At 67.7% G+C, this 24,267-nt stretch carries 20 protein-coding genes, 1 pseudogene and 1 riboswitch; of the genes and pseudogenes, 17 read left to right on the plus strand and 4 right to left on the minus strand.

From position 1 onward, the window contains the following. Nucleotides 1–462 precede the first annotated feature (462 nt). The 8 genes from QMO14_RS07210 (at nucleotide 463) to QMO14_RS07245 (ending at nucleotide 10,146) form a co-directional block, all read left to right on the plus strand. The gene (locus QMO14_RS07210) at nucleotides 463–1,440 is read left to right on the plus strand and encodes a MurR/RpiR family transcriptional regulator (protein WP_301505692.1); all 978 of its coding nucleotides are present in this window, start codon (nucleotides 463–465) and stop codon (nucleotides 1,438–1,440) included. Further along, on the plus strand, nucleotides 1,437–2,405 hold the full coding sequence (locus tag QMO14_RS07215; protein WP_301505693.1) for an isoaspartyl peptidase/L-asparaginase family protein: 969 nt from the start codon (nucleotides 1,437–1,439) through the stop codon (nucleotides 2,403–2,405). The genes QMO14_RS07210 and QMO14_RS07215 overlap by 4 nt, the downstream gene beginning before the upstream one ends. Before the next feature lie 158 nt (nucleotides 2,406–2,563). After that, a complete protein-coding gene (locus QMO14_RS07220) occupies nucleotides 2,564–4,441 on the plus strand; it encodes a dipeptide ABC transporter ATP-binding protein (RefSeq protein ID WP_301505694.1) in 1,878 nt (625 codons plus the stop codon). A 68-nt stretch (nucleotides 4,442–4,509) separates the two neighbouring features. After that, nucleotides 4,510–6,066, plus strand: coding sequence for a glutathione ABC transporter substrate-binding protein GsiB (gene gsiB / locus QMO14_RS07225; RefSeq protein WP_301505695.1), 1,557 nt, complete (start codon nucleotides 4,510–4,512; stop codon nucleotides 6,064–6,066). Nucleotides 6,067–6,191: 125 nt separating this feature from the next. Continuing rightward, the gene (gene gsiC / locus QMO14_RS07230) at nucleotides 6,192–7,112 is read left to right on the plus strand and encodes a glutathione ABC transporter permease GsiC (RefSeq protein WP_301505696.1); all 921 of its coding nucleotides are present in this window, start codon (nucleotides 6,192–6,194) and stop codon (nucleotides 7,110–7,112) included. 123 nt (nucleotides 7,113–7,235) lie between these two features. Beyond that, nucleotides 7,236–8,162 (plus strand): glutathione ABC transporter permease GsiD, encoded by a 927-nt coding sequence (gene gsiD / locus QMO14_RS07235; RefSeq protein WP_301505697.1) that lies wholly within the window; start codon nucleotides 7,236–7,238, stop codon nucleotides 8,160–8,162. 16 nt (nucleotides 8,163–8,178) lie between these two features. Continuing rightward, nucleotides 8,179–9,306 (plus strand): P1 family peptidase, encoded by a 1,128-nt coding sequence (locus tag QMO14_RS07240; RefSeq protein WP_301505698.1) that lies wholly within the window; start codon nucleotides 8,179–8,181, stop codon nucleotides 9,304–9,306. Nucleotides 9,307–9,324: 18 nt separating this feature from the next. Beyond that, nucleotides 9,325–10,146, plus strand: coding sequence for a M55 family metallopeptidase (locus tag QMO14_RS07245; protein ID WP_301505699.1), 822 nt, complete (start codon nucleotides 9,325–9,327; stop codon nucleotides 10,144–10,146). Here QMO14_RS07245 and QMO14_RS07250 read toward each other — a convergent pair. Next, nucleotides 10,143–10,700 (minus strand): DUF3237 domain-containing protein, encoded by a 558-nt coding sequence (locus QMO14_RS07250; RefSeq protein ID WP_301505700.1) that lies wholly within the window; start codon nucleotides 10,698–10,700, stop codon nucleotides 10,143–10,145. The genes QMO14_RS07245 and QMO14_RS07250 overlap by 4 nt on opposite strands. Nucleotides 10,701–11,001: 301 nt before the next feature. On the opposite strand from QMO14_RS07250, the gene QMO14_RS07255 reads away from it, so the two are divergent. From QMO14_RS07255 to QMO14_RS07285, 7 genes are all read left to right on the plus strand, one after another. Continuing rightward, on the plus strand, nucleotides 11,002–12,780 hold the full coding sequence (locus QMO14_RS07255) for a nitrite/sulfite reductase (RefSeq protein ID WP_301505701.1): 1,779 nt from the start codon (nucleotides 11,002–11,004) through the stop codon (nucleotides 12,778–12,780). After that, nucleotides 12,777–13,172, plus strand: a complete 396-nt coding sequence (locus QMO14_RS07260; RefSeq protein WP_301505702.1) for a DUF934 domain-containing protein — start codon at nucleotides 12,777–12,779, stop codon at nucleotides 13,170–13,172. The genes QMO14_RS07255 and QMO14_RS07260 overlap by 4 nt, the downstream gene beginning before the upstream one ends. A 26-nt stretch (nucleotides 13,173–13,198) precedes the next feature. Further along, nucleotides 13,199–13,819: a phosphoadenosine phosphosulfate reductase family protein gene (locus QMO14_RS07265; RefSeq protein WP_301505703.1), complete on the plus strand. Its 621-nt coding sequence runs from the start codon at nucleotides 13,199–13,201 to the stop codon at nucleotides 13,817–13,819. A 43-nt stretch (nucleotides 13,820–13,862) separates the two neighbouring features. Then, on the plus strand, nucleotides 13,863–14,804 hold the full coding sequence (gene cysD, locus QMO14_RS07270; protein WP_301505704.1) for a sulfate adenylyltransferase subunit CysD: 942 nt from the start codon (nucleotides 13,863–13,865) through the stop codon (nucleotides 14,802–14,804). Between the two features lie 115 nt (nucleotides 14,805–14,919). Continuing rightward, nucleotides 14,920–16,260, plus strand: a complete 1,341-nt coding sequence (locus QMO14_RS07275) for a sulfate adenylyltransferase subunit 1 (RefSeq protein WP_301505705.1) — start codon at nucleotides 14,920–14,922, stop codon at nucleotides 16,258–16,260. A 42-nt stretch (nucleotides 16,261–16,302) separates the two neighbouring features. Further along, a complete protein-coding gene (gene fdxA, locus QMO14_RS07280) occupies nucleotides 16,303–16,632 on the plus strand; it encodes a ferredoxin FdxA (RefSeq protein ID WP_126019243.1) in 330 nt (109 codons plus the stop codon). Then, nucleotides 16,590–17,672: an NAD(P)/FAD-dependent oxidoreductase gene (locus tag QMO14_RS07285; RefSeq protein ID WP_301505706.1), complete on the plus strand. Its 1,083-nt coding sequence runs from the start codon at nucleotides 16,590–16,592 to the stop codon at nucleotides 17,670–17,672. The genes fdxA and QMO14_RS07285 overlap by 43 nt, the downstream gene beginning before the upstream one ends. Here QMO14_RS07285 and QMO14_RS07290 read toward each other — a convergent pair. Then, nucleotides 17,669–18,994 (minus strand): aspartate aminotransferase family protein, encoded by a 1,326-nt coding sequence (locus tag QMO14_RS07290; protein ID WP_301505707.1) that lies wholly within the window; start codon nucleotides 18,992–18,994, stop codon nucleotides 17,669–17,671. The genes QMO14_RS07285 and QMO14_RS07290 overlap by 4 nt on opposite strands. Before the next feature lie 112 nt (nucleotides 18,995–19,106). Between QMO14_RS07290 and QMO14_RS07295 the strand changes: the two genes are divergently transcribed. After that, a complete protein-coding gene (locus QMO14_RS07295; RefSeq protein WP_301505708.1) occupies nucleotides 19,107–19,850 on the plus strand; it encodes a TetR/AcrR family transcriptional regulator in 744 nt (247 codons plus the stop codon). Here QMO14_RS07295 and QMO14_RS07300 read toward each other — a convergent pair. Next, a complete protein-coding gene (locus QMO14_RS07300; protein ID WP_301505709.1) occupies nucleotides 19,837–21,729 on the minus strand; it encodes an adenylate/guanylate cyclase domain-containing protein in 1,893 nt (630 codons plus the stop codon). The two genes, QMO14_RS07295 and QMO14_RS07300, sit on opposite strands and share 14 nt — an antisense overlap. A gap of 200 nt (nucleotides 21,730–21,929) precedes the next feature. Continuing rightward, a riboswitch (TPP riboswitch) is annotated at nucleotides 21,930–22,030 on the plus strand. 76 nt (nucleotides 22,031–22,106) lie between these two features. On the opposite strand from QMO14_RS07300, the pseudogene QMO14_RS07305 reads away from it, so the two are divergent. Next, nucleotides 22,107–23,449: pseudogene (locus QMO14_RS07305) on the plus strand (cytosine permease). On the opposite strand, the gene thiD reads toward QMO14_RS07305, so the two are convergent. Further along, nucleotides 23,394–24,254, minus strand: a complete 861-nt coding sequence (gene thiD, locus QMO14_RS07310; protein ID WP_301505710.1) for a bifunctional hydroxymethylpyrimidine kinase/phosphomethylpyrimidine kinase — start codon at nucleotides 24,252–24,254, stop codon at nucleotides 23,394–23,396. The pseudogene QMO14_RS07305 and the gene thiD overlap by 56 nt on opposite strands. Nucleotides 24,255–24,267 lie beyond the last annotated feature (13 nt).

Raw genomic sequence — 24,267 nt, forward strand, 5'->3', positions numbered from 1 at the left:
GAGTTCCAAGCTGTCTCCAAGGATGTATGCGAGACGGTCCTGCCATTCGAGCGACTGCGACCTCCACCCTCTCGCAAGCCCCCCATTCGGATCCCGTAAGGCGCCTTAGCGCTCGCTGGGACTGAACGTAGCCTTCGTCGTACCAGTAATCCACGCTGGTCACATCGATAAAGCTGAAGTCGATCATGGCTTGCAGCTTATCGCCGGCTCCAGCAGACGGCTCCCGGATCGCATCTGCGCTCAAACAGACAGACCCTAGGGAAACCCCTAGTCAGGTGCCGCAAACGCCTGCCCAAGCCGACTTCAGAGGGAAAGAACTCTCGCAGGAGCCATCTCAATCCCCTTTACCCCTGGCCCGCTACTTGCGGTATTGATCAAAAATGACAGAAAATTTTCTTTCCTGACTTATATTTGTAAACCGGTTTTCAAAAAACGCACACTTTCGGGCGCATTGCACCCTCCATGAGCACCACTTTCGACTCCCCAGGCACCACCGTGGCACAGCGCATCGCGCAGGCTTTGCCGCGGCTGTCGCGCTCGCACCGGCAGGTGGCCGACTACGTGCTGGAGCATCCGCTGCAGGTCGCCACGCTGCCCATCGACGAGCTCGCTGCGGTGGTGGGTGTGTCGGTGGCCACGGCCAACCGCTTTGCGCGGGCGCTGGATTTCGATGGCTACGCGACCTTCCGCGCCGAGCTCGTGCGCGGCTTCGAGCCGCTGGTGGCGCCGGTGGAGCGCCTGCGGGGCAACCTGGAGCGGCCGACCACGGTGGCCGAGGTGTTCGCCACCGCGCTCGACGAGAGCCGCCGCAACATCGACGCGACGCGCCAGACGCTGGACTACGCCGCCTGCGAAGCCGCGGTGGAGCGCATCGGCAAGGCGCGCTCGGTCTACATCGGCGGCTTCGGCGCTAGCGCATGGCTCGCGGGCCTGCTGCAGCACGGGCTGGACGGCAGCTGCAGCGACGTGCGCATGCTCTCCAGCGTGAGCGGCGTCACGCATGCGGCGCGCACGCTGATGCACGCGGGGCCGCAGGACGTGTTCATCGGCCTGACCTTTCCGCGCTACCTGACGGACACCATTTCGCTCGCGCAGATCGCGCGCGGCCAGGGCTGCGCCGTCATCGCCCTGACCGACCGCCCCAGCTCGCCGCTGGCGCCGCTGGCCGACGTGGCGCTGTTCTGCCAGACCGAAACCAGCTACCGCCCGAACTGCGAGACCAGCGTGCTCGCGCTGATCGAGGCGCTGACCAGCGCGGTGTCGCTGCGCGCGCCCGACCCGGTGCAGTCGGCCGGCCGCATCCTGCACGCGGTGCGGCCGTGGCTGCATGGCGCCAACGGGCTGCCCCGCATCAACGGAAACGCCGCCGCTCCCGCCCATACACCCGATGCCCCCGCCCCCGGCGGCGCGGGCAGCAAGAAGAAGAAAGCTTCCCGATGACCCAGACCCATGTGCCCGTGATCGCCATTCATGGCGGCGCCGGCACCATCAGCGCCGCGACGACGAGCGCGGAACAGGCGCAGGCCTATCACGATGCTCTGAAGAACATCGTGGCCGCCGCGCAGGCGATGCTGCTCAAGGGCGCATCCGCGCTCGACGCCGCCTGCCTCGCGGTGGAGATGCTCGAGGAATGCCCGCTCTTCAACGCCGGCCACGGCGCGGTGTTCACGCATGACGAAACCCATGAGCTCGACGCCGCCGTGATGGACGGCGCCACGCTCGCCGCCGGAGCGATCGCGGGCGTGTGCCGCATCCGCCGCCCGGTGCGCGCCGCGCGCGCCGTGCTCGAAGACGGCGCCCACGTGCTGCTGGCCGGCGCGGGTGCCGAGACCTTCGCACGCGAACGTGGGCTGGAAATGGTCGAGCCTTCGTTCTTCTCCACCGAGGCGCGCCGCCAGCAGCTCTACCGCGTGCGCGGCACCGGCCGCGTGGTGACGGACCATGAAGGCGCCTCGATGACCGCAGCTTCGCCGCTCGACGAGGACAAGAAGTTCGGCACCGTCGGCGCGGTCGCGCTCGACATGCACGGTCACCTGGCCGCCGCCACCTCCACCGGCGGCATGACCAACAAGCGCGTCGGCCGCATCGGCGATTCGCCGCTCATCGGCGCCGGCACCTACGCTGACGACCGCACGGCCGCCGTGTCTTGCACCGGCAGCGGCGAGATGTTCATCCGCGTCGCCGCCGCCTACGACGTGTGCGCGCGCATGGCCTACGGCGGCGCGACGCTCGAAGCCGCCACGCACGCCGTGGTGCAGCAGTCGCTGCCGGCCATCGGCGGCTCCGGCGGCCTGATCGGCGTGGACCGCCACGGCAACCTGAGCCTGGCCTTCAACAGCGAAGGCATGTACCGCGGCCACGCGCGCGGCAACGAAGCGGCAAACACGGCCATCTTCGCAGCATGAAGCAAACCCCCAGTCTCCGCGCACTTCGTGTCGCTGCGCCAACCCCCTTGCAGGGGGCGACACCTGTGGCCCGGCAAAGCCGGTTCCACGGTGTCCCGCGAAAAAACGCGACCCACGGTCGATAAGCCGTACGCCAACGCATTCCTCACTCGCCTCCCATGTCCACCCCTGCCCTCGCCCTGCCGGACGGCCGCGTTCTCGCCGTCGACGACCTCACCGTTCGCTTCTCGACTTCCGAGCGCACGGTCGATGCCGTGAAGAAGCTGTCATTCCACGTCGACCATGGCGAAACGCTCGCGGTGGTGGGCGAATCGGGTTCGGGCAAGTCGGTGACCTCGCTGGCGCTGATGCGCCTGGTGGAGCACGGCGGCGGCCGCATCCTGAACGGCGGCATGATGTTCCGCCGCCGCAACGGCGAGGTGCTCGACCTGGCCCAGGCGCGCGACACCGCCATGCGCAACATCCGCGGCGCGGACATCGCGATGATCTTCCAGGAGCCGATGACGTCGCTGAACCCGGTGTTCACCGCCGGCGACCAGATCGCCGAGGCGATCCGCATCCACCAGGGCAAGAGCGACTCCGCCGCGCGCGCCGAAGCGCTGCGCATGCTGGAGCTGGTGCGCATTCCGGAGGCGCGCAACGTGCTCGACCGCTTCCCGCACCAGCTCTCGGGCGGCATGCGCCAGCGCGTGATGATCGCGATGGCCCTGTCGTGCAGGCCGCAGCTGCTGATCGCCGACGAGCCCACCACCGCGCTGGACGTGACGATCCAGGCCCAGATCCTCCAGCTCATCCGCGAGCTGCAGAAGGAGATGCACATGGGCGTGCTCTTCATCACGCACGACATGGGCGTGGTAGCCGAGATCGCCGACCGCGTGCTGGTGATGTACCGCGGCGACAAGGTGGAGGAAGGCGTCTCCGACGACGTGTTCGCGGCGCCGCAGCACCCCTACACCCGCGCGCTGCTGTCGGCCGTGCCGAAGCTCGGTGCGATGCAGGGCACCGACCTGCCGGCCAAGTTCGAATTGCTGCGCACCGAAAGCCCGGCCGACGCAGCCCCGCCGGAGCCCGCGACGCCGCAGGACACCGTACGCGCCGACGGCGGCCCGATCCTGCGCGTGCGCGACCTCGTCACCCGCTTCGACGTGCGCAGCGGCCTCTTCGGCCGCGTCAAGCGCCGCGTGCACGCGGTGGAGAAGATCAGTTTCGACCTGTACCCCGGCGAGACGCTGGCGCTGGTCGGCGAATCGGGCTGCGGCAAGTCGACCACCGGCCGCTCGCTGCTGCGCCTGGTCGAGAGCCAGAGCGGCGCCATCGAGTTCGGCGGCCAGAACATCCGCGAGTTGCCCACGCGCGAGCTGCAGGCGCTGCGCCGCAACATCCAGTTCATCTTCCAGGACCCGTTCGCCTCGCTCGATCCGCGCGTGACGGTGGGTTTCTCGATCATGGAGCCGCTGCTCATCCACAACATCGCCAAGGGCGCAGAGGCACAGCAGCGCGTCGACTGGCTGCTGCAGAAGGTGGGCCTGCCGCCCGAGGCGGCGCAGCGCTATCCGCACGAGTTCTCCGGCGGCCAGCGGCAGCGCATCGCCATCGCGCGGGCGCTGGCGCTCAACCCCAAGGTGGTGGTGGCCGACGAATCGGTGTCGGCGCTGGACGTTTCCATCCAGGCGCAGATCGTCAACCTGATGCTCGACCTGCAGCGCGAGCTGGGCGTGGCTTTTCTCTTCATCTCGCACGACATGGCGGTGGTGGAGCGCATCAGCCACCGCGTGGCCGTGATGTACCTGGGCCAGATCGTCGAGATCGGCCCGCGCCGCGCGGTGTTCGAGGCGCCGCGGCATCCCTACACCCGCAAGCTGATGGCCGCGGTGCCGGTGGCCGACCCGTCGCGCCGCCACAAGCCGCGCGCGCTGCTCGAAGGCGAGATTCCCAGCCCGATCCGCGCCGTGGGCGACGAGCCCGTGGTGCCGCCGCTGGTGCAGGTCGCGCCGGGGCACTTCGTCGCTCAGCACGCCATCGGCGGCGCGTTCTGAACGGTCAATCAATTTTCTCAACCCGCAGGCCCTCCTGCTTTTTTCCACGAACCGACTGGAGTTCTTCCATGACGCAACAAGCTTCCTCCTCCCTGCGATGGGCATCCGCACTGCTGGGCCTGGCCGCGCTGGCCGCCTCGGGCACGGCACTGGCCGCGAAAGACGTGGTGCTGTCGATCGGCTACCAGCCGGAAACGCTGGACCCGTACAACACCAACACCACCATCACCACGGCAGTGACCAAGACCTTCTATGAAGGCCTGTTCCAGTTCGACAAGGACCTGAAGGTGCAGAACGTGCTCGCCGAGAGCTACGACGTGTCGAAGGACGGCCTGGTCTACACGATCAAGCTGCGCACCGGCGTGAAGTTCCATGACGGCACCGACTTCAACGCCGACGCGGTGAAGTTCACGCTCGACCGCGTGCTGAACCAGGACAACAAGCTGCTGCGCTACAACCAGTTCAACCGCGTGAGCAAGGTCGAGGTGCTGAACCCCAGCACCGTGCGCATCACGCTGAAGGAGCCCTTCGGCCCCTTCATCAACTCGCTGGCCCACGCATCGGCCGCCATGATCTCGCCCACCGCGCTGAAGAAGTGGGGCAACAAGGACATCGCCTTCCACCCCGTGGGCACCGGCCCCTTCGAGTTCGTCGAGTGGAAGCAGACCGAAGCCGTCAAGGCCAAGAAGTTCGACGGCTACTGGAAGAAGGGCTACCCGAAGGTCGACACCGTGTCGTGGAAACCCGTGCTCGAGAACAACACGCGCGCCGCGATGCTGCAGACCGGCGAGGCAGACTTCGCCTACCCCATTCCCTATGAGCAGGCCGAGCTGCTGAAGAAGAGCGACAAGCTCGAAGTGGTGGCATCGCCGTCGATCATCACGCGCTTCCTGGCGTTCAACATGCTGCAGAAGCCCTACGACAACCCGAAGGTGCGCGAGGCCATCGGCTACGCCATCAACAAGGAGGCGCTGGCCAAGGTCGCGTTCGGCGGCTATGCCTTCCCGGCACAGGGTGTGCTGCCCCAGGGCGTGAAGTACGCCGAGAAGATGGCGCCCATTCCCTACGACGTGAAGAAGGCCAAGGAGCTGATGAAGGAAGCCGGTTACCCCGACGGCTTCGAGTCTGTGCTGTGGAGCGCCTACAACAACACGACCTCGCAGAAGACGATCCAGTTCGTGCAGCAGCAACTCGCACAGATCGGCATCAAGCTGCAGGTGCAGGCGCTCGAAGTGGGCCAGCGCGCCGAGCAGGTGGATGCATGGCCCGATCCGAAGACGGCCAAGGTCCGCATGTACTACACCGGCTGGTCGTCGTCGACCGGCGAGGCCGACTGGGGCCTGCGCCCGCTGTTCGCCTCGGAAGCCTGGGCTCCGAAGCTCAACAACATGTCGTTCTACAAGAGCGAAGTGGTGGACAACGCCCTGGCCAAGGCGCTGGTGACCACGGACGAGAAGGAACGTACCGCGCTGTACAAGACCGCGCAGGAACAGATCCGCAAGGACCTGCCGCGCGTGCCGATGATCACCGAGCAGAACCTGTCGGCGCACGCCAAGCGCCTCTCGGGCGTATTCGTGATGCCTGACGGCAACATCAACATCGACGCCATCGCCACGTCGAACTAAGCCCTCCCCCAGGCTACGCGCACTTCGTGTCGCTACGCCAACCCCCTCGCCGGGGGCAACACCAGCGGCCCGGCAAAGCCGGTTCCGCGGTGTTCCCCGGATGAGGGGTTGACTGTTTGTATGCCATGCTGAATTACTTCCTCAAACGACTGTTGGGCCTGATCCCCACGCTGCTCATCGTGGCGGTGCTGGTGTTCCTGTTCGTCCACATGCTGCCCGGCGACCCGGCGAGACTCGCCGCCGGTCAGGACGCCGACGAGCAGACCGTGGCGATGGTTCGCGCGGAGCTCGGGCTCGACAAGCCGCTGCCGCAGCAGTTCGTGAACTTCTTCACCCACATGCTGCAGGGCGACTTCGGCACCTCCATCCGCACGCGGCGGCCGGTGGCGACCGAGATCGGCGAGCGTTTCTTCCCGACGGTGATGCTGACCATCACCAGCATGGTGTGGGCCGTGATCTTCGGCATGGGCATCGGCATCGTCTCGGCGGTGTACCGCAACAAATGGCCGGACCGGCTGGGCATGACGCTCGCCGTGTCGGGCATCTCCTTTCCCGCATTTGCACTCGGCATGCTGCTGATGCAGATCTTCTCGGTCCAGCTCGGCTGGCTTCCCACCGTGGGCGCCAGCACCTGGAAACACTACATCCTGCCCTCGATCACCCTGGGCGCGGCCGTGGCGGCCGTGATGGCGCGCTTCACGCGGGCTTCCTTCGTCGAGGTGATCCAGGAAGACTTCGTGCGCACCGCGCGCGCCAAGGGCGTGCACGAATCGAGCGTGGTGTTCAAACACACGCTGCGTAACGCGCTCATCCCGGTCGTGACGATGATGGGCCTGCAGTTCGGCTTCCTGCTGGGCGGCTCCATTCTTGTGGAGGCGGTGTTCAACTGGCCCGGCCTCGGCCGCCTGCTGGTCGACGCGGTGCAGATGCGCGACTACCCCGTGATCCAGACGCTGGTGCTGCTGTTCTCGCTCGAATTCATCCTGATCAACCTGGTGGTGGATGTGCTCTATGGCTACATCAACCCCACCATCCGGTACAAATGACCTCCCCCAGGCTGCGCGCACTTCGTGTCGCTTCTCCTTCCCCCTCACCGGGGGCAACACCAGCGGCCCGGCGAAGCCGGTTCCGCGGTGTTCCACGAAATTGCGCCGCAACGAACGACTGACATGACTCAAGCTCCAGGCGTTTCCGCCGAAACCATTCTTCCGACCTCTCCGGTCGCCACGCTCCAGTCCGCCGGCAAGGTCCGCACCCCCTGGGGCGAGTGCTGGCGCCGCTTCAAGAAGCAGCCCGTGGGCATCGCCGCGGCGCTTTTCGTGCTGCTGCTGGTGTTCGTCGCGGTGTTCGCGCCGTGGATCGTGCCCTTCGATCCGGAGAACTTCTTCGACTACGACATGCTGAACACCGGCCCCTCGGCCGCGCACTGGTTCGGCGTCGACCCGCTGGGCCGCGACATCTTCAGCCGCATCCTGGCCGGCGCGCGCATCTCGCTGATGGCGGGCTTCCTGTCGGTGGTGCTGGGCGGCATCATCGGCACCGCCTTCGGCCTGCTGGCGGGCTATTACGAAGGCTGGTGGGACCGCGTCGTGATGCGTGTGTCGGACGTGCTCTTCGCCTTCCCCGGCATCCTGCTGGCGCTGGGCGTGGTGGCCATCCTGGGCAGCAGCATGACCAACGTGGTGGTGGCGGTGTCGGTGTTCAGCGTGCCGGCCTTCGCGCGACTCGTGCGCGGCAACACGCTGGTGCTGAAGCAGCAGACCTACATCGAGGCCGAGCGCAGCATCGGCGCCTCGGACTGGACCATCATCGTGCGGCACATCCTGCCGGGCACCATCTCGTCGATCGTGGTGTATTTCTCGATGCGCGTGGGTACCTCGATCATCACGGCCGCCAGCCTCTCGTTTCTGGGCATGGGCGCGCAGCCGCCGACGCCCGAGTGGGGCGCGATGCTCAGCGAGGCCCGCGCCGACATGGTGACCTCGCCGCACGTGGCGCTCTTCCCCAGCCTGGCCATCTTCTTCACCGTGCTCGCCTTCAACCTGCTGGGCGACGCACTGCGCGACGCGCTCGATCCGAAGATCGACCGCCAGTAAGTTTCTTTTTTCCTCAATGTCCTCCAGCAAGCAGCGGGTCTTCCTCCCCTTCATCGGCAATCTGCTCCAGGGCGAACGCAACGCCATCACCGACGTCGCGGGCGTCACCGTGGGCCACCGCACGCTGGCCGACGGCCCCGTGCAGACGGGCGTGACCGTCATCCGCCCCCATGCGGGCGACCTCTTCCGCGACAAGGTGCCCGCCGCCGTGGCGGTGCTCAACGGCTTCGGCAAGAGCGTCGGCCTGATGCAGGTCGAGGAACTGGGCGTGCTCGAAACGCCCATCGCGCTGACCAACACCTTCTCGGTCGGCACGGTGGCGGCGGCGCAGATCCACCGCTGCGTGGCCGACAACCCGGAATGCGGACGCACGCTGCCCACGGTCAACCCGCTGGTGTTCGAGTGCAACGACGGATTTCTCAACGACATCCAGCGCATGGCCGTGAGCGAGGCCGACTACCTGCACGCGCTGGCCGATGCCGGCTGCGACTTCGAACAGGGGTCGGTCGGCGCGGGGCGCGGCATGTCGAGCTTCCAGCTCAAGGGCGGCATCGGCAGCGCCTCGCGGCGGGTGTCGGCGCGCAACGACGGCACCAGCGGCGGCCTGGGTGGCGAAAAGAGCGTCGGCACCGGCGGCCTGCACACGGTGGGTGCGCTGGTGCTGGCGAACTACGGCCGCCAGCCGCAACTGCTGCTGGCCGGACATGCGGTGGGCGAAAGGCTCGCCGCGCTGCAGGCCGGGCGCAGCCTGCCGGCGGTGAACGAGGCCGAGAAGGGCTCGATCATCATCGTGCTGGCCACCGACGCACCGCTCGACGCGCGCCAGCTGCGCCGCCTCGCGCTGCGCGCCGGCGCCGGGCTGGCCCGCACGGGTTCGGTCTTCGGGCACGGCAGCGGCGACATCGTGCTGGCCTTCTCCACCGCCTACACCGTGCCCGGCAACGTCGAGCGGCCGATGCCCGCGGTGGCGATGCTGCACGACGGCCTGCTCGACGGCCTCTTCCAGGCCGCGGCCGACAGCACGGAACAGGCGATCATCCACGCCCTGTGGCGCGCCACGCCAGTGACCGGGCGCGACGGCAACCATCGCGCCGCGCTGGGCGATGTGCTGCCCGCCTCCGCCCTCTTCTCAACCCACGCCTGAACGCGAGCCGCTGCACTCATGAAAGTCCTGATCTCCACCGACATCGAAGGCGTCGCCGGCGTCTACCACTCCGAGCAGGTGCGCGCGGGCAACCCCGAGTACGAGCGCGCGCGGCTGCTGATGACGCACGAAGCCAACGCCGCCATCGCCGGCGCCTTCGACGCGGGCGCCACCGAAGTGCTGGTGAACGACTCGCACGGGGGCTTTCGCAACATGCCGCCCGACCTGCTCGACGCGCGCGCCCGCGTGATCCAGGGCAAGCCGCGCTACCTGAGCATGGTGGCGGGCGTGGAAGAAGGCGGCGTGGACGCCGTCTGCATGGTCGGCTACCACTCGCGCGCGCAGGGGCGCGGCATCCTCGCGCACACCATCAACAGCTTCGCCTTCGCGGGCATATCGCTCGGGGGCGAGGAACTGGGCGAGGCCGGGCTCTACGGCGCATTGGCGGGCGAATACGGCGTGCCGGTGGTGATGGCCAGCGGCGACGACGTGTTCATCGCCGAGAACCGCCCGCTCTTTCCGCACGCGACCTTCGTCGAGACCAAGAAAGCCACGGGCTGCCTGAGCGGCGTGTCGCTGTCGCCCGAGCAGTCGCGCCGGGCGATCCGCGCGGGTGTGGAAGAAGCGCTGGCCGCCCGCTCGAAGGCCAGGCCGCTGGTCTTCGAAGGCCCGCAGACCGTGACGCTGCGCGCCCAAACCTCCGCGCTGGCCGACCTGTTCTGCCAGTGGCCGAGTTTCGAGCGCGTCGACGGCATCACCCTGCGCTTCACCGCACCGACCGTGGAGGCGGCCGTGCGCATGCTGAACTGCTGCTCGGCGATGTCGACGATGCTGCGTTAGACAACCTTGTAGACACGGATGACCACGGCCTCGCGCTGGGGCCGCAGCGGATCGAGCGTACCCACGTAGACGAAGTCTTTGAGCCAGCCGTACTTGCCCTCGGGCGCAACGATCTGCAGTGTGGAGAACACATAGCGCGGCGCATTCTTCGGATTGCGCGACAGCACGGTGTTGCGCACCGAGATCACCACGCCGTCATCCGTCTTCAGCTCGTACACCGCATCGAGGTTCTTCGCGCCGTCGCGGCGCAACAGCTGGCGGTCGGCGCCGCCGGCCAGCACCGTGCCGCGAAGGCCCGGCCCCTCGAACGAACCGCCCGTGATCGGCACCATGAAGCGCTCTCCGAAGGGCGAAGCGCCAAGCGCCATCGGCGGCGCGATGTCTACGATGGCTTCATAGACGAACTCGGTGCGTGGCAGCAGGACCGGGAAGCGTTCGCTGGTCGGCGTGGCGATGGCGGCCGGCGGCGCGTCGGCCGCCTTGGCGTCGGCGAGCGCGGCCATGGTTGCGAGCCCGGCAAGTAGCGCGCCGCGGCGCGAGGTCGAAGCAGTCATTGCATCTTCAGCCAATTTGGTTATTCAGGATAACCATTTCACTGCGGCGGGACGGCAGCCGCGTCGGGACTTACCCGGACTGCTTCATCGCTTCGGCGGCGCGAAGCCGGCATCGCGGCCTTATCCGGAATAAGCATCAAACCGTCCGGAAACCCGCATGGATGCTGGCGAATAAGCTTATCCGCATAAAGCACGAACCAAAAAATAGTTTGGTTCCATAAGGAGCACTTGGACAATCGCGCCTTCTTGTTGGGTACCCCGCCACGCGCGCGGCACCGCACTTCCTCAAGACACACGCACGATGTACCAATACACAGAATTCGATCGCCAGTTCGTCCATCAACGAGCCGCCCAGTTCCGAGACCAGCTCGAGCGATGGCAGAAGGGCCGCCTCCACGAAGACGAGTTCCGCCCGCTGCGGCTGCAAAACGGCTGGTATGTCCAGCGCTACGCGCCGATGCTGCGCGTGGCCGTGCCTTACGGCGAGCTCTCCAGCCGCCAGATCCGCGTGCTGGCCCGCATCGCCCGCGAATACGACGAGCCCGAGGCGGAGGTCTACAAGAAGGCCATCGAGACCCAGGGCCTGCTCGGCAGCCACAAGCTGCCCACCCACTACGCGCACTTCTCGACCCGCCAGAACGTCCAGTACAACTGGATTCCGCTGGCCAAGTCGGCCGACGTGATGGACCTGCTGGCTTCGGTCGACATGCACGGCATCCAGACCAGCGGCAACTGCATCCGCAACATCACGAGCGACGAGCGCGCCGGTATCGCGGTCGACGAGATCGCCGATCCGCGTCCCTTCGCGGAAATCATGCGCCAGTGGAGCACGCTGCACCCCGAGTTCGCGTTTTTGCCGCGAAAGTTCAAGATCGCCATCACCGGCGCCACCGAAGACCGCGCCGCCACCGGCTGGCACGACGTGGGCCTGCACGTGGTGAAGAACGAGGCCGGCGAGATCGGCTTCCGTGTGCAGGTGGGCGGCGGCATGGGCCGCACGCCCATCGTGGGCACGGTGCTGCGCGAGTTCCTGCCGTGGCAGCAGATCATGAACTACCTCGAGGCCGTGATCCGCGTCTACAACCGCTATGGCCGCCGCGACAACATCTACAAGGCGCGCATCAAGATCCTGGTGAAGGCCGAGGGCCAGCGCTACATCGACGACGTCGAGGCCGAGTACAAGCAGATCCTCGAGCACGACGGCGGGCCGCACACCATCACGCAGGAAGAGTACGACCGCGTGGCCGCCTCCTTCGTGCCGCCGACGCTCGCCACCCGCGTGCTGCAGAGCGCCGAGAAGACCGACGCCGAGCTGCGCAACCACGCCGCCGACGACGTGCAGTTCGCCCGCTGGCTCGCGCGCAACGTGGCGCCGCACAAGAACCCCGCATTGCGCGCCGTGACGCTGTCATTCAAGCGCCTGAAGCAGGCGCCCGGCGACGCATCGGCCGACCAGCTCGACACGCTCGCCGAGCTGGCCGACCGCTTCTCGGCCGGCGAAGCCCGCGTGACGCACGACCAGAACGTGGTGCTGCCCTGGGTGCACGCCGAAGACCTGCACGCACTGTGGCTCGCCGCCCGCGCCGCCGGCTTCGCCAGCGCCAACGTGCACCTGCTGACGGACATGATCGCCTGCCCCGGCGGCGACTTCTGCGCGCTGGCCAACGCGCGCTCCATTCCCATCGCCGAAGCCATCACCGAGCGTTATCAAGACCTCGACGAACTCGACGACCTGGGCGAGATCGACCTGCACATCAGCGGCTGCATCAACTCCTGCGGCCACCACCACAGCGGCCACATCGGCATCCTCGGCGTCGACAAGGACGGCAAGGAGTGGTACCAGGTCACCCTCGGCGGCTCCGACGGCTCCGCGCTCAGCGGCACGCCGCAGGCAGGCAAGGTGGTAGGCCCCTCGTTCTCGGCGGCAGAAGTGCCCGGCGTGATCGAGGCCGTGCTCAACACCTACCGCGACACCCGCGAAAGCGGCGAGAACTTCATCGACACGCTGCGCCGCGTCGGCCATGACCCGTTCAAGGCCGCCGCCAACGGTGCGCGTTTCAAGGTGGAGGAAGCAGCATGAAAAAAACCTTGAACATTCTCTCGGCGGAAGAACACATCGACGACGGCGATCCGAAGGTGCTGCAGCTCGCCAATGACGCCGACCCTCTCGCCATCGAGGAATGCCTGGCGGACATCGAGCGCATCGACCTGAACTTTCCGAAGTTCACCGACGGCCGCGCCTACAGCCAGGCCTTCCTGCTGCGCCGCCGCCTGGGCTTCAAGGGCGACATCCGCGCGACCGGCGACGTGCTGATCGACCAGCTCGTGCAGATGGAGCGCACCGGCTTTTCCAGCGCCGTGCTCAAGGAAGGCGTGGACGCCTCCGACGCGCAGCGCCAGTTCGACCGCTTCGCCGCCTTCTACCAGGGCGACGCGGTGAAGACCGCGCCGCACTTCGCGGCCGGCAACTGAACCGGAAACGCAGGGAAACACAGGACATGAGCATCGACATCGAACGCATCAACGCCGAACTCGGCCGCAACGCGCAGGGCCTGGTGGACTGGGCGCTCGGCCTGGGCCAGAGCGCCATCGTCACCACCAACTTCCGCCCCTTCGAGGCGGTGATCCTGCACATGGTCACGCAGGTGAAGCGCGACGTGCCGGTGGTGTGGATGGACAACGGCTACAACACCGAGGCCACCTACCGCTTCGCCGACGAGGTGACCAGGCAGCTGGGCCTGGACCTGCACATCTACCTGCCGCGCCGCTCGCGCGCCCACCGCGAGGCGGTGGACGGCCCGACGCCGGCGCTGGACGACCCGCGCCACGCCGCTTTCACCGAAGAAGTGAAGCTGGAGCCTTTCGCCCGCGCCCTGCGCGAGACGGCGCCGAAGGTCTGGTTCACAGCGCTGCGCGCCACCGACACGGCCGTGCGTGCGCAGATGGACCCGGTCAGCATCAACCCCGACGGCCTGATCAAGGTCGCGCCGCTGCTGCACTGGTCGTCCAAGGACCTGCACGAGTACTGCGTGAAACACGGCCTGCCCAACAACTTCGACTACGTGGACCCGACCAAGGGCGAAGACAACCGCGAGTGCGGATTGCATCTCGCGCACTGAGCTCCCGCACCGCACCGACTTACCGCATCCAGCCACATCTCCGATGAACGCACGTACCGAAACCGAACTGCTGCTGCCGCCGGCGCACCTGTCCAACACGCACCTCGACGCGCTGGAGGAAGAAACCATCTTCATCCTGCGTGAAGTGGCGGCCGCCTTCGAGCGCCCCACCCTGCTGTTCTCGGGCGGCAAGGACTCGCTGGTGCTGCTGAAGTGCGCGGAGAAGGCTTTCGGCGTCGGCCGTATTCCCTACCCGCTGCTGATGATCGACACGGGCCACAACTTCCCTGAAGTGACGGCTTATCGCGACCAGCGCGCGAAGGAACTGGGCGCCGAACTCATCGTGCGCAGCGTGGAGGACTCGATGAAACGCGGCACCGTGCGCCTGGCCCATCCGGGCGAGTCGCGCAACGCGCACCAGTCGGTGACCCTGCTCGAAGCGATCGAAGAATTCCGCTTCGACGCGCTGATCGGCGGTGCCCGCCGCGACGAGGAAAAGGCGCGCGCCAAGGAGCGCATCTTTTCGCACCGCGACAGCTTCGGCCAGTGGCAGCCCAAGGACCAGCGCCCCGAGCTGTGGACGCTGTTCAACACGCGCCTGGCCCCGGGCGAGCACTTTCGCGTGTTCCCGATCTCGAACTGGACCGAACTCGACGTGTGGCAGTACATCGCCCGCGAGGAAGTCGGCCTGCCCTCGATCTACTACACGCACAAGCGCGAAGTGGTGGAGCGCCGCGGCCTGCTGGTGCCGGTGACCGGGCTGACCCCGGCGCGCGACGGCGAAACGGTGCAGGTGCGCGACGTGCGCTTCCGCACCGTGGGCGACATCACCACCACCTGCCCGGTGGAAAGCCTGGCAGCCGATGCGAGCGACGTGGTACTCGAAACCCTGTCGGTCGACGTGAGCGAGCGCGGTGCCACCCGCATGGACGACATGACTTCGGAAGCTTCCATGGAGAAGCGCAAGAAAGACGGGTACTTCTGACCCACCCCCAGGCTTCGCGCACTTCGTGTCGCTACGCCCACCCCCTCGAAGGGGGCAACACCAGCGGCCCGGCAGAGCCGGTTCCGCGGTGTTCCACGAATTGGAGAATCACTCAATGAACGCTGCTGTCATTTCAAACGCCTCGCCCGCCGAAGTCCACGGCGACACCGGCACCGCCCTGCGCTTCATCACCTGCGGCTCGGTCGACGACGGCAAGAGCACGCTCATCGGCCGCCTGCTGGTCGACAGCAAGACGGTGCTGCAAGACCAGCTGGCCGGCGTGCAGCGCGGCGGCGAGACCGACCTGGCCCTGCTGACCGACGGCCTCTCGGCCGAGCGCGAGCAAGGCATCACCATCGACGTGGCGTACCGCTACTTCTCGACCGCCAGGCGCAAGTTCATCATCGGCGACGCGCCGGGCCATGAGCAGTACACGCGCAACATGGTCACGGCCGCCTCGGCCGCCGACGCGGCGGTGGTGCTGGTCGATGCGACCAAGCTGGCCTGGGCCGCGGAGGTGGAAGACGGCACCGTCGTCAGGCGCGAACTGCTGCCGCAGACGCGCCGCCACACGCTGCTTTGCAACCTGCTGCGCGTGCAGTCGATCGTGTTCGCCATCAACAAGCTGGACGCCATTGCCGACGCGGGCCTGGCCTTCGAGCGCATCTCGACCGCGCTGAACGCCTTTGCCGAAGCGGCCGGCGTGAAGGTGGCGGCCATCGTGCCGATCTCCGCGCTCAAGGGCTGGAACGTGGCCACGCGCCATGCCGACTGGGTCGGCTACGAAGGCCCGAGCCTGCTCGAGCTGCTGGAAGACCTGCCCGTCACGGCACAGGACGAAGCCGTGCCCTTCGCCTTCCCGGTGCAGTGGGTCGAGAAGTTCTCGTCGTCGGCCGACACCTCGCAGGGCCGCCGCGTGTTCTGGGGCCGCGTCGCCTCGGGCCACGTGGAGCCGGGCCAACGCGTGACCGTGCTGCCGAGCAACCAGACCGCCACCGTCGCGCAGGTGCTGAGCCACACGCGCCAGCCGAAGACGGTGCATGCGGGCCACAGCGCCGGCATCGTGCTGGATCGCGAGGTCGACGTGTCCCGCGGCGACTGGCTGCTGGCGCCGGGCGCCTTCGAGCCGGTGCGCGAGATCACCGCCACCGTGGCCTGGCTCGACGACGAGCCGCTGGTCGCGGGCCGCGTCTACTGGGCGCTGCAGGGCCACCGCTGGGTCAAGGCCAAGGTGGCGCGCATCGTCGATCGCGTGAACATCACGACGCTCGAATCGGAGCCGGCGACGCAGATCGAGGCCAATGCCATCGGCGACGTGGTACTGGCACTGCAGCAGCCGCTGGCGGTGCTGCCTTTCACGCAATCGCGCGCCCTGGGCTCACTGGTGCTGGTCGATACGGCCTCCCACAAGACCGCCGCCGCAGTGCTCGTGCAGCCCTGCGCCGCAAGGGCCTAAAATCTAGGGTTTTTCCCGACCACTTCTGACGCAAAAAGACAAATGACCCACGTCGTCTCCGAAGCCTGCATCCGTTGCAAATACACCGACTGCGTGGACGTTTGCCCCGTCGACTGCTTCCGCGAAGGTCCCAACATGCTGGTGATCGACCCGGACGAATGCATCGACTGCGCGGTCTGTATTCCCGAGTGCCCGGTCAACGCGATCTACGCCGAGGAAGACCTGCCGGCCAACCAGATCGCCTTCATCAAGATCAACGCCGAGTTGGCCCAGGCCGACGGCTGGAAGAGCATCACAAAGCGCAAGCCCGCCCTGCCCGACGCCGAGGAGTGGAAGGACAAGACGGACAAGATCGGGGAGCTGGTGCGCTGAACCAGCCCGCCGCCCCTGCCGTTTCCCCGATCGAGACCGATGCGCTGATCGTCGGTGCCGGCCCCGTGGGGCTGTTCCAGGCCTTCCAGCTGGGCCTGCTCGAAATCTCCTGCCACATCGTCGATGCACTGCCCGCCGCCGGCGGCCAGTGCGTGGCGCTGTATGGCGACAAGCCCATCTACGACATTCCCGGCACGCCCATGACCAGCGGGCGCGACCTGGCGCAGTCGCTGCTCAAGCAGGTGGCGCCGTTCAAGCCGCAATTCCATTGCGGCGAGCAGGTTTCCACCCTGGCGCGCGAGGCCGATGGTCGGCTGCTGCTGACCACGTCGGCGGGCAAGGCATTCCTGGCGAAGACGGTGTTCATCGCTGCCGGCGTCGGAGCCTTCGTGCCCAAGCGCATCTCGGTCGAAGGCATCGCGCAGTTCGAGGGCTCCTCGCTCTTCTATCACCCCGATTCGCTGGACCGCTTCGCGGGGCAGGCGGTGGTGGTCAACGGCGGCGACGACATCGCGCTCGAAACCGCCATCGCACTCACCGCCATCGCGAAGCAGGTCACGCTGGTGCACCGGCGCGACGGCTTCCAGGCCGAGGAAGCCACCGTTTCGGCCATGCGCGCCCTCGTGGCCGAGGGCAAGCTGGCCTTCAAGGTCGGCCAGCCCACAGCCTTCGACGGCAAGCACCTGCAGATCACCACGCCCGACGCGACCACGCTCGACCTGCCGCTGGACGCGCTGGTCGCCTGCCTGGGCATCTCGCCGCGCCTCGGCCCCATCGCCGACTGGGGGCTGGAGCTGGAGCGCAAGCAGGTGCCGGTGGACACCGAGAAGTACGAAACCCGCGAACGCGGCGTGTTCGCGGTGGGCGACATCAACACCTACCCGGGCAAGAAGAAGCTCATCGTCTGCGGTTTCCACGAGGCCACGCTGGCCGCCTGGGGCGCCACGGCCATCGTGTTCCCAGGCAAGGCCGTTCCGCTGCAATACACCACCACCAGCACCCGCCTGCATGAGCTGCTGGGCGTGGCCGGCTCCCGCTAGTTCCTGATACTGGGCAGCAGCGCCCGGTATTCGCCGATGAAGCTGCCGATGGCGGACACGTAGCGGTCGATGTCCGCATCCGTCAGCGGCAGCGACAGCACGACGAAGCCGCGCGGCGAGGTGTAGATGCCCTCGCTCAACAGATGGAAGAAAAGCAGCTGGCGCAGGCGGGCATCGACCGCCGCCAGGTCATCGGTGCTGCGCACTTCGCCGCCCACGAAATGCGCGTTCATCAGCGAACCGATGCCGGTGAACTGCATCGCGACGCCCTCGCCCTCGCCCTCGCCCTCGCCCGCGCACAGCGCGTTGAGCCGCGTGCGCATCGCGTCGCCCCTGTCGGCCAGAGCGCCAGCCGCCTCGGGCGTGAACAGCTTCGTGAGCCCCGCATGGCCCGCCGCCATCGTCAGCACGTTGTTGTTGAAGGTGCCCGAGTGGGCCAGCGGCCCGGTGCGCGGATCGAAGAGCGCCATCACGTCGGCGCGGCCGCCGAAGGCGCCGAAGGACATGCCGCCGCCGATGTACTTGCCCAGCGTGGTCAGGTCGCAGCGGATGCCCAGCTTGTTCGCCAGCCCGTGCGGCGCGAGGCGCGAAGTCATCACCTCGTCGAAGATCAGCAGCGCGCCCACGCGCGTGGCCGAGTCGCGCAGCGCCTGCAGGAACTCCAGCCGCCCCGGAATGCAGCCGCTCGCGCCCTGCATCGGCTCCAGGAGGATGGCGGCGATCTCTGGGCCATGCTTGTCGATCTGCTCGCGTGCCGTCCGCTCGTCGTTGTAGGGCAGCACCAGGAAATCGAAGGGCACGGTCGTCGGCAGCGGCTTGGCGCCGAAGCCCAGCACGCCGCCGTGATAGCCGCCCGAGAACACGACGAGCTTGCGGCGGCCGGTGAAGTGCAGCGCCGCCGTCAGCGCCATCAGGTTCGCCTCGGTGCCGGAATTGGTGAAGCGCAGCTGCTCGATCTGCGGAAAGCGTTCGCAGATGAGCCTGGCGAGCCGGCCTTCGAGGAGGTTGTGGCCGGTGAGGTTGATGCCGCCCTTCATCGCCTCGGCGACGGCCTCGCGGATCTCGGGCGCCGAATGGCCGTAGACGCCGGCCGTGTACTCGGCGATGAAATCGGCATAGCGATGGCCGTCGGCGTCCCAGAGCGCGGCGCCCTCTCCCTTGGCGATGGTCAGCGGAAACGGCGCGTAGAACAGCACCGAGCGGCTGTTGGCGCCGGGCATGTAGCGCGCCTGTTCCTCGAACCGGCGCAGGCTGGCGGGGTTGCTTTCGGTGAAGCGGCGGTGTGCGGCCGCGAGGGCCTGGTCGATGTCCGCATGGGGCATGGCGATGTCCTTCCGGGGTGGCGCGCCGATCGTGTGCAGCGCGGTTTATTGATCGATGCTCAATTTATTTTGTTTATACAGTCAACCCGACTGCCGCACAATGCCCGCAACCATGACGAAGAAATCGCCCCCCAAGGCCCAGAAACCTCGCACGGCCGGCCGCCCCGCCGGTGGCGGCGGCCTGACGAAGCGGCGCATCGCCGAAGAGGCGCTCGCGCAGATCGACGAATTCGGCCTCGGCGCCTTCAGCATGCGCGAGGTGGCGGCCCGGCTCGACGTCTATCCGGCAACGGTGCACTGGCACGTGAGCACGCGCGAGGCGCTGCTGGCCGAGGTGGCCGCCCTTGTCATGGCCGAGGTCGCGCCACCGTCCGGCAAGCTCGTCTGGAAGGACTGGATCGCCGAACTCTTCCGCCGCTGCCGTGCCGCCGTGCGGCGCCATCCGAACGTGGCGCAGCTGCTGGGGGCGCAGCTGGTGTCCAACGGCAGCCTGCCTATGGAACTGGTCGAGGGCATCCTGGCCACGCTGACCGATGCCGGCTTCGAAGGCGAGCCCCTGCTGGAGGCCTACAACTGCGTGGTCGCCGCGATGCTGGGCTTCCTGACGATGGAGTTCTCGCCCCTGCCCGCCGACAACACCCAGGCCTGGGCCGAGGAACTGCGCGAACGCGTGCACACGATCCGCCCGCTCGACCACCCGGTGCTCACACGCAACCTCTCGCAGCTGGCAAACAAGGCCTTCATCCTGCGCTGGGACAACGGCACGACGGTGCCGCTGGACAGCAGCTTCGAGCGCCACATCCAGATCACCATCGACGGACTCGAAGCCTTCGCGCGCCGGGTCAAGCAGGCTTAGGTCCCAGCACCTCGTAGAGCACCATGCGCGTCTGCCGGCCGCGCAGCTCCGCGAGCTCCTCGATGCGGCGCGTGGCGAGCCGGCCGCCCAGCCCCTCGAAGGTGGCCTCGGAGATCAGCGTGCGCGTGCCCAGCTCCTTGTTGGCGCCCTCGATGCGGCTCGCCGCGTTGATCGCATCGCCGATGGCGGTGTACGACAGGCGGTCGCTCGAGCCGAGCACGCCCGCGATCACGTAGCCGGTGTGGATGCCCACGCGCGTGCGGAACTCGTGCAGCCCCTCGGCGCGCCACTTCTCGTTGAGCGCGTTCATCTCGGCATGCAGTTCGATCGCCGCCACGCAGGCGCGGTACTCCGCATCTTCGAGTTCGGTGGGTGCGCCCCACAGCACCATGATGCCGTCGCCCATGAACTTGTCGATCACGCCGCCGTGGCGCGCGAAGATGCCTGCGGCGAGGTTGAAGTACTCGGTCAGCTGGCGCACCAGCACGTCGGCCGGCATCGACTCCGAGATGCCGGTGAAGCCTTCCACGTCGGTGAACATCGCGGTGATGCGCCGCGGCGATCCGCTCGGCCCCAGCGCATGCCCTTCGGCGACGAGCTGCCGGATGATGTCGACCGGCACGAACTTGCTGAAGGCCTTGAGGCTGCGCGCCGACTCGTCCAGCGCCTGGTTGAGATGCTGCACTTCGAGCACCCGGCTCGGCTCGATCGGCAGGTCGTCGAGCTCCAGCCGACCGATGCGGCGCGCGACGCGCGAGAGGTTTTCGATGGGTCCGGTCACCAGCTTCGACAGCCGCAGCGAGATGAAGAGCGCGAGCGCGAGGAAGCTGCCTGTCAGCAGCAGAGACCACAGTACCGAGCGCTGCAGGCCGCCGAGCAGCAGATCCTCGGGCTCCCAGCTCACGAGCTGCCAGCGGGTGTGCGGCAGGTGCGAGGTCTGCACGAGGTAGCGGCGCCCTTCGTGCTCGATGGAGAAGGCGACATCGTCGGCGCCACCTGCCGTGCTGGCCGCGAGCATGTGCGCGTGGATGGCACCGAGCACGCCGCTGTCGGGCGACTCGAGCTTGCGCACCGGCTCGGGGTGGTCGCTGCGCGCGATCACATGATGGTCGGAGCTGAGCAGTGCGCTCTCGCCGCTGCCCAGCGCACCGGAGACACGCACGAGCTTCGACAGGTGCCCCAACGAGACGTTGGCATCGACCACCAACCCTCGCCCGTGACCCTCGTCGTCTACGCGCCCTGCAGGCCGCGCATGCCCGACAGCCAGCTCCCGCGCGTCGCTCATCAGGAAGGGCTGGGTCCACACAGGGCCCTTCGCCTTCATGGCCTCCAGGTACCAGGTGCGCTTCTCGGGATCGAAATCGCTGCGGTAGGCCGAGATCGAGGTCGTCGCGAAGCGCTGCTTCGCATCGCCACCGTCCAGGTCCGGCGAGTCCTTGTAGTGCCAGGTCTCGGTGCTGAACTCGGGCCCGCGCAGCACCTGCCGGATGGCCGGCACAGGGTAGCGCACCGCCATCAGCACGTGACCGTGATCGGTGGCCACGTTGATGCTGTCGAGCTCGGGGGTCTGCTCCAGCATGGTCCAGAGCATCTCGGCGGTCTGCTCGCCGTCCTCGCCGCAGACATGGACGCTGGGCGAATCCGCTATGGAGCGAATGACGCCTTCCGTCTTGGCGAGGAAGGCGAGCACGTTGTCCTCCACCCGGTCATGGTTGATCTTGTGCGCGGTGGTGCCCACCTTGGACACCAGCTTCTCGGCAGCCCAGTAGCCGAAGGCCACCAGCAGCAGCGACTGCACCATCGCGACGGCGCAGATGATGGTGCCTACGTCGACCCTGAATCGTCGCAGGCGGGGGGCCTTGAAATCGTCATCGGCCATGCAAGTTCCTCTCCATTTCTTGTTGCTGCATGCTTATCGGCATGCGCTCCCGTTTCTTCTGTTGTCGTTGTTTCGCTGGCAGCGATTCTCGCGCGGCGCGCTGGCGCTCCAAGGGTTTTCCCTGCCCGCAAAGGCACGCCTGCCGTTGCGGCTTCCCGGCAGCGGATAAACTTCGGCCCGCGCCGCGGGTTCTCCCGGGGCGTACTTGCTAGGGGTGTTGGGCGGCTTGCCGTCCGGCTGAGAAAGTCCCTTTGAACCTGATTGAGGTAATCCTCGCGCAGGGAAGCTGGTCCGGTGGCCTCTCACGCCTTCTCGCGTGAAAGCCGCGCCACTGGAGCCTCGCCCACCTGCCAAACCTTTTGCACTGGAGCAAACGGATGGCACACGACGAAAAGAACAACGACAGCACGGCCGTCTCGAACGAGGCGCTGACGCCCCTGCCCGCCTCGCAGCGCGTGTTCGGCTGGCACGACCATGCCTCGCTCTGGTTCAGCCTCGGCGTGGGCCTGCTGGTGATGCAGATCGGCGCCTACCTGGTGCCGGCGGTGGGCACGCGCGATGCGGCTATCGCCATCGTGCTCGGCTCGTGCATCGGTGCGGGCCTGCTGGCCTGGACCGCGCGGCTGGGCTGCCAGAGCGGCCTGGCGAGCGCCGGACTGATGCACGCGACCTATGGCAGCGCCTTCGCGCGGCTGCCGGTGCTGCTCAACATCGTGCAGCTGGTGGGCTGGACCACCTTCGAGCTCGTGGTGATGCGCGAAGGCACTCAGGCCATCGGCCAGACGGTGGTGGGTCCGGCGCTGGGCTCCTTCTGGGGCGGCGTGCTGACGACGCTGCTGTGGGGCGCGGTGCTGCTGGCGCTGCTCGCCGGCTCGATGGTGAAGCTGGTGCGGCGCTTCGTGAGCCGATTCGGGCTGCCGCTGGTGGTGCTGTCGCTGCTCTGGCTCACCTGGCAGTTCGCGACGCGGCTGCAGGCCAAAGGCCTGGATGCCTTCTGGGCGCGCCCCGGCGACGGCACGATGGGCATGTTCAGTGCGCTCGACCTGGTGATCGCGATGCCTGTGTCGTGGCTGCCGCTGGTGGCCGACTATGCGCGGCACGGCAAGCGCAGCTCAGGTGGACTCGGCGGCGCATTCGGTGGCACCTGGATCGGCTATGCGGTCGCGAACGTCTGGTGCTACGCGCTGGGCGTGATGGTGGTGAGCGTGGCCGAGCCGGGCACAGGCCTCGTCACCGCGCTGCTGCTGGCCCAGGGTGGCCTGGTGGCGCTGGGGCTGATCCTGATCGACGAGCTCGACAACGCGTACGGCGACGTGTACTCGGGCTCGGTCTCCACGCACAGCCTGCTGCCGCGCTGGAGCGTGAAGCGCTGGGGCCTGCTGCTGGCGGCCCTGTGCATCGCGCTGGCGCTGGTGCTGCCGATGCACACGCTGGGCCTTTCCTGCTGCTGCTGAGTTCGGTGTTCGTGCCGCTGTACGGCGTGATCATCGGCCGGCTGGGCAGCGGCGAGACGGTTTCGCCGCATGGCGCGCGGCGCAAGGTCGACTTCGGTGCGGCGCTGATCTGGATCGCGGGCATCGCCGCGTATCACGCGCTTGCCAAGTGGGCGCCGCAGTTCGGCTCCGCGCTGCCGACGCTGGCCGCGACCTTCGCGCTGGCCTGGCTCAGCCGGCCTCCAACGGCAGCCGGTGCGTCGGCACTGGCGCAAAGCCGTGGTTGAGGGGGCCATGACCCGCGCCGATCTTCACGTTCGCTGCGGCGGCCATCGCGCCGAGGATGTAGGCGCGCGCCCTTTCGACCGCCTCGGTCAGCGTCGCGCCCAGTGCAAGGTGCGCTGCGATGGCGGACGACAGCGTGCATCCGGTGCCGTGCAGGTTGCGGCTCTCGATGCGGCCGGAGGTAAGTCGCCTGCGTTCGCCGCCGGCCTGCAGCAGCACGTCGACCACTTCGTTGCCCGGCAGATGGCCGCCCTTGAGCAGCACGGCCTTTGCTCCGAGCGCCAGCAGTTCGTCGGCCGCGCCGTCGAGCGCGTCCACGCCTTCGATGGCATGGCCGATCAGCAAGGCGGCCTCGTCGAGATTGGGCGTGACGACCACGGCGCGCGGGAACAACTCGCGCACCAGCACCTGCACCGTCTCGGCGGCGATCAGGCGATCGCCGCTGGTGGCGACCATCACCGGGTCGAGCACCACGTTCTTCAGCTGGTAGCGGTCGATGGCCCAGGCCACCACGTCGACCACCTCGGGCGCATGCAGCATGCCGAGCTTGACGGCATCGACGCCGATGTCTTCGACCACGGCCTGGATCTGCGCCTTGAGGAAGTCGGGCGGCACGCCATGGATGCCCGAGACGCCGAGCGTGTTCTGCGCGGTGAGCGCGGTGATGGCCGTCATGCCGTAGCAGCCCAGGGCGGCGAAGGTCTTGAGATCGGCCTGGATGCCGGCGCCGCCGCCGCTGTCGGAACCAGCGATGGAAAGCACGCGCGCGTAGCGCCGAGTGGGCTCTTGGATGGTGCCTTGGGTCATGCCGAAAATTATC

The organism is Variovorax sp. CAN15 (assembly GCF_030462475.1).
In the GTDB taxonomy this organism is placed as follows: Bacteria; Pseudomonadota; Gammaproteobacteria; order Burkholderiales; family Burkholderiaceae_C; genus Variovorax.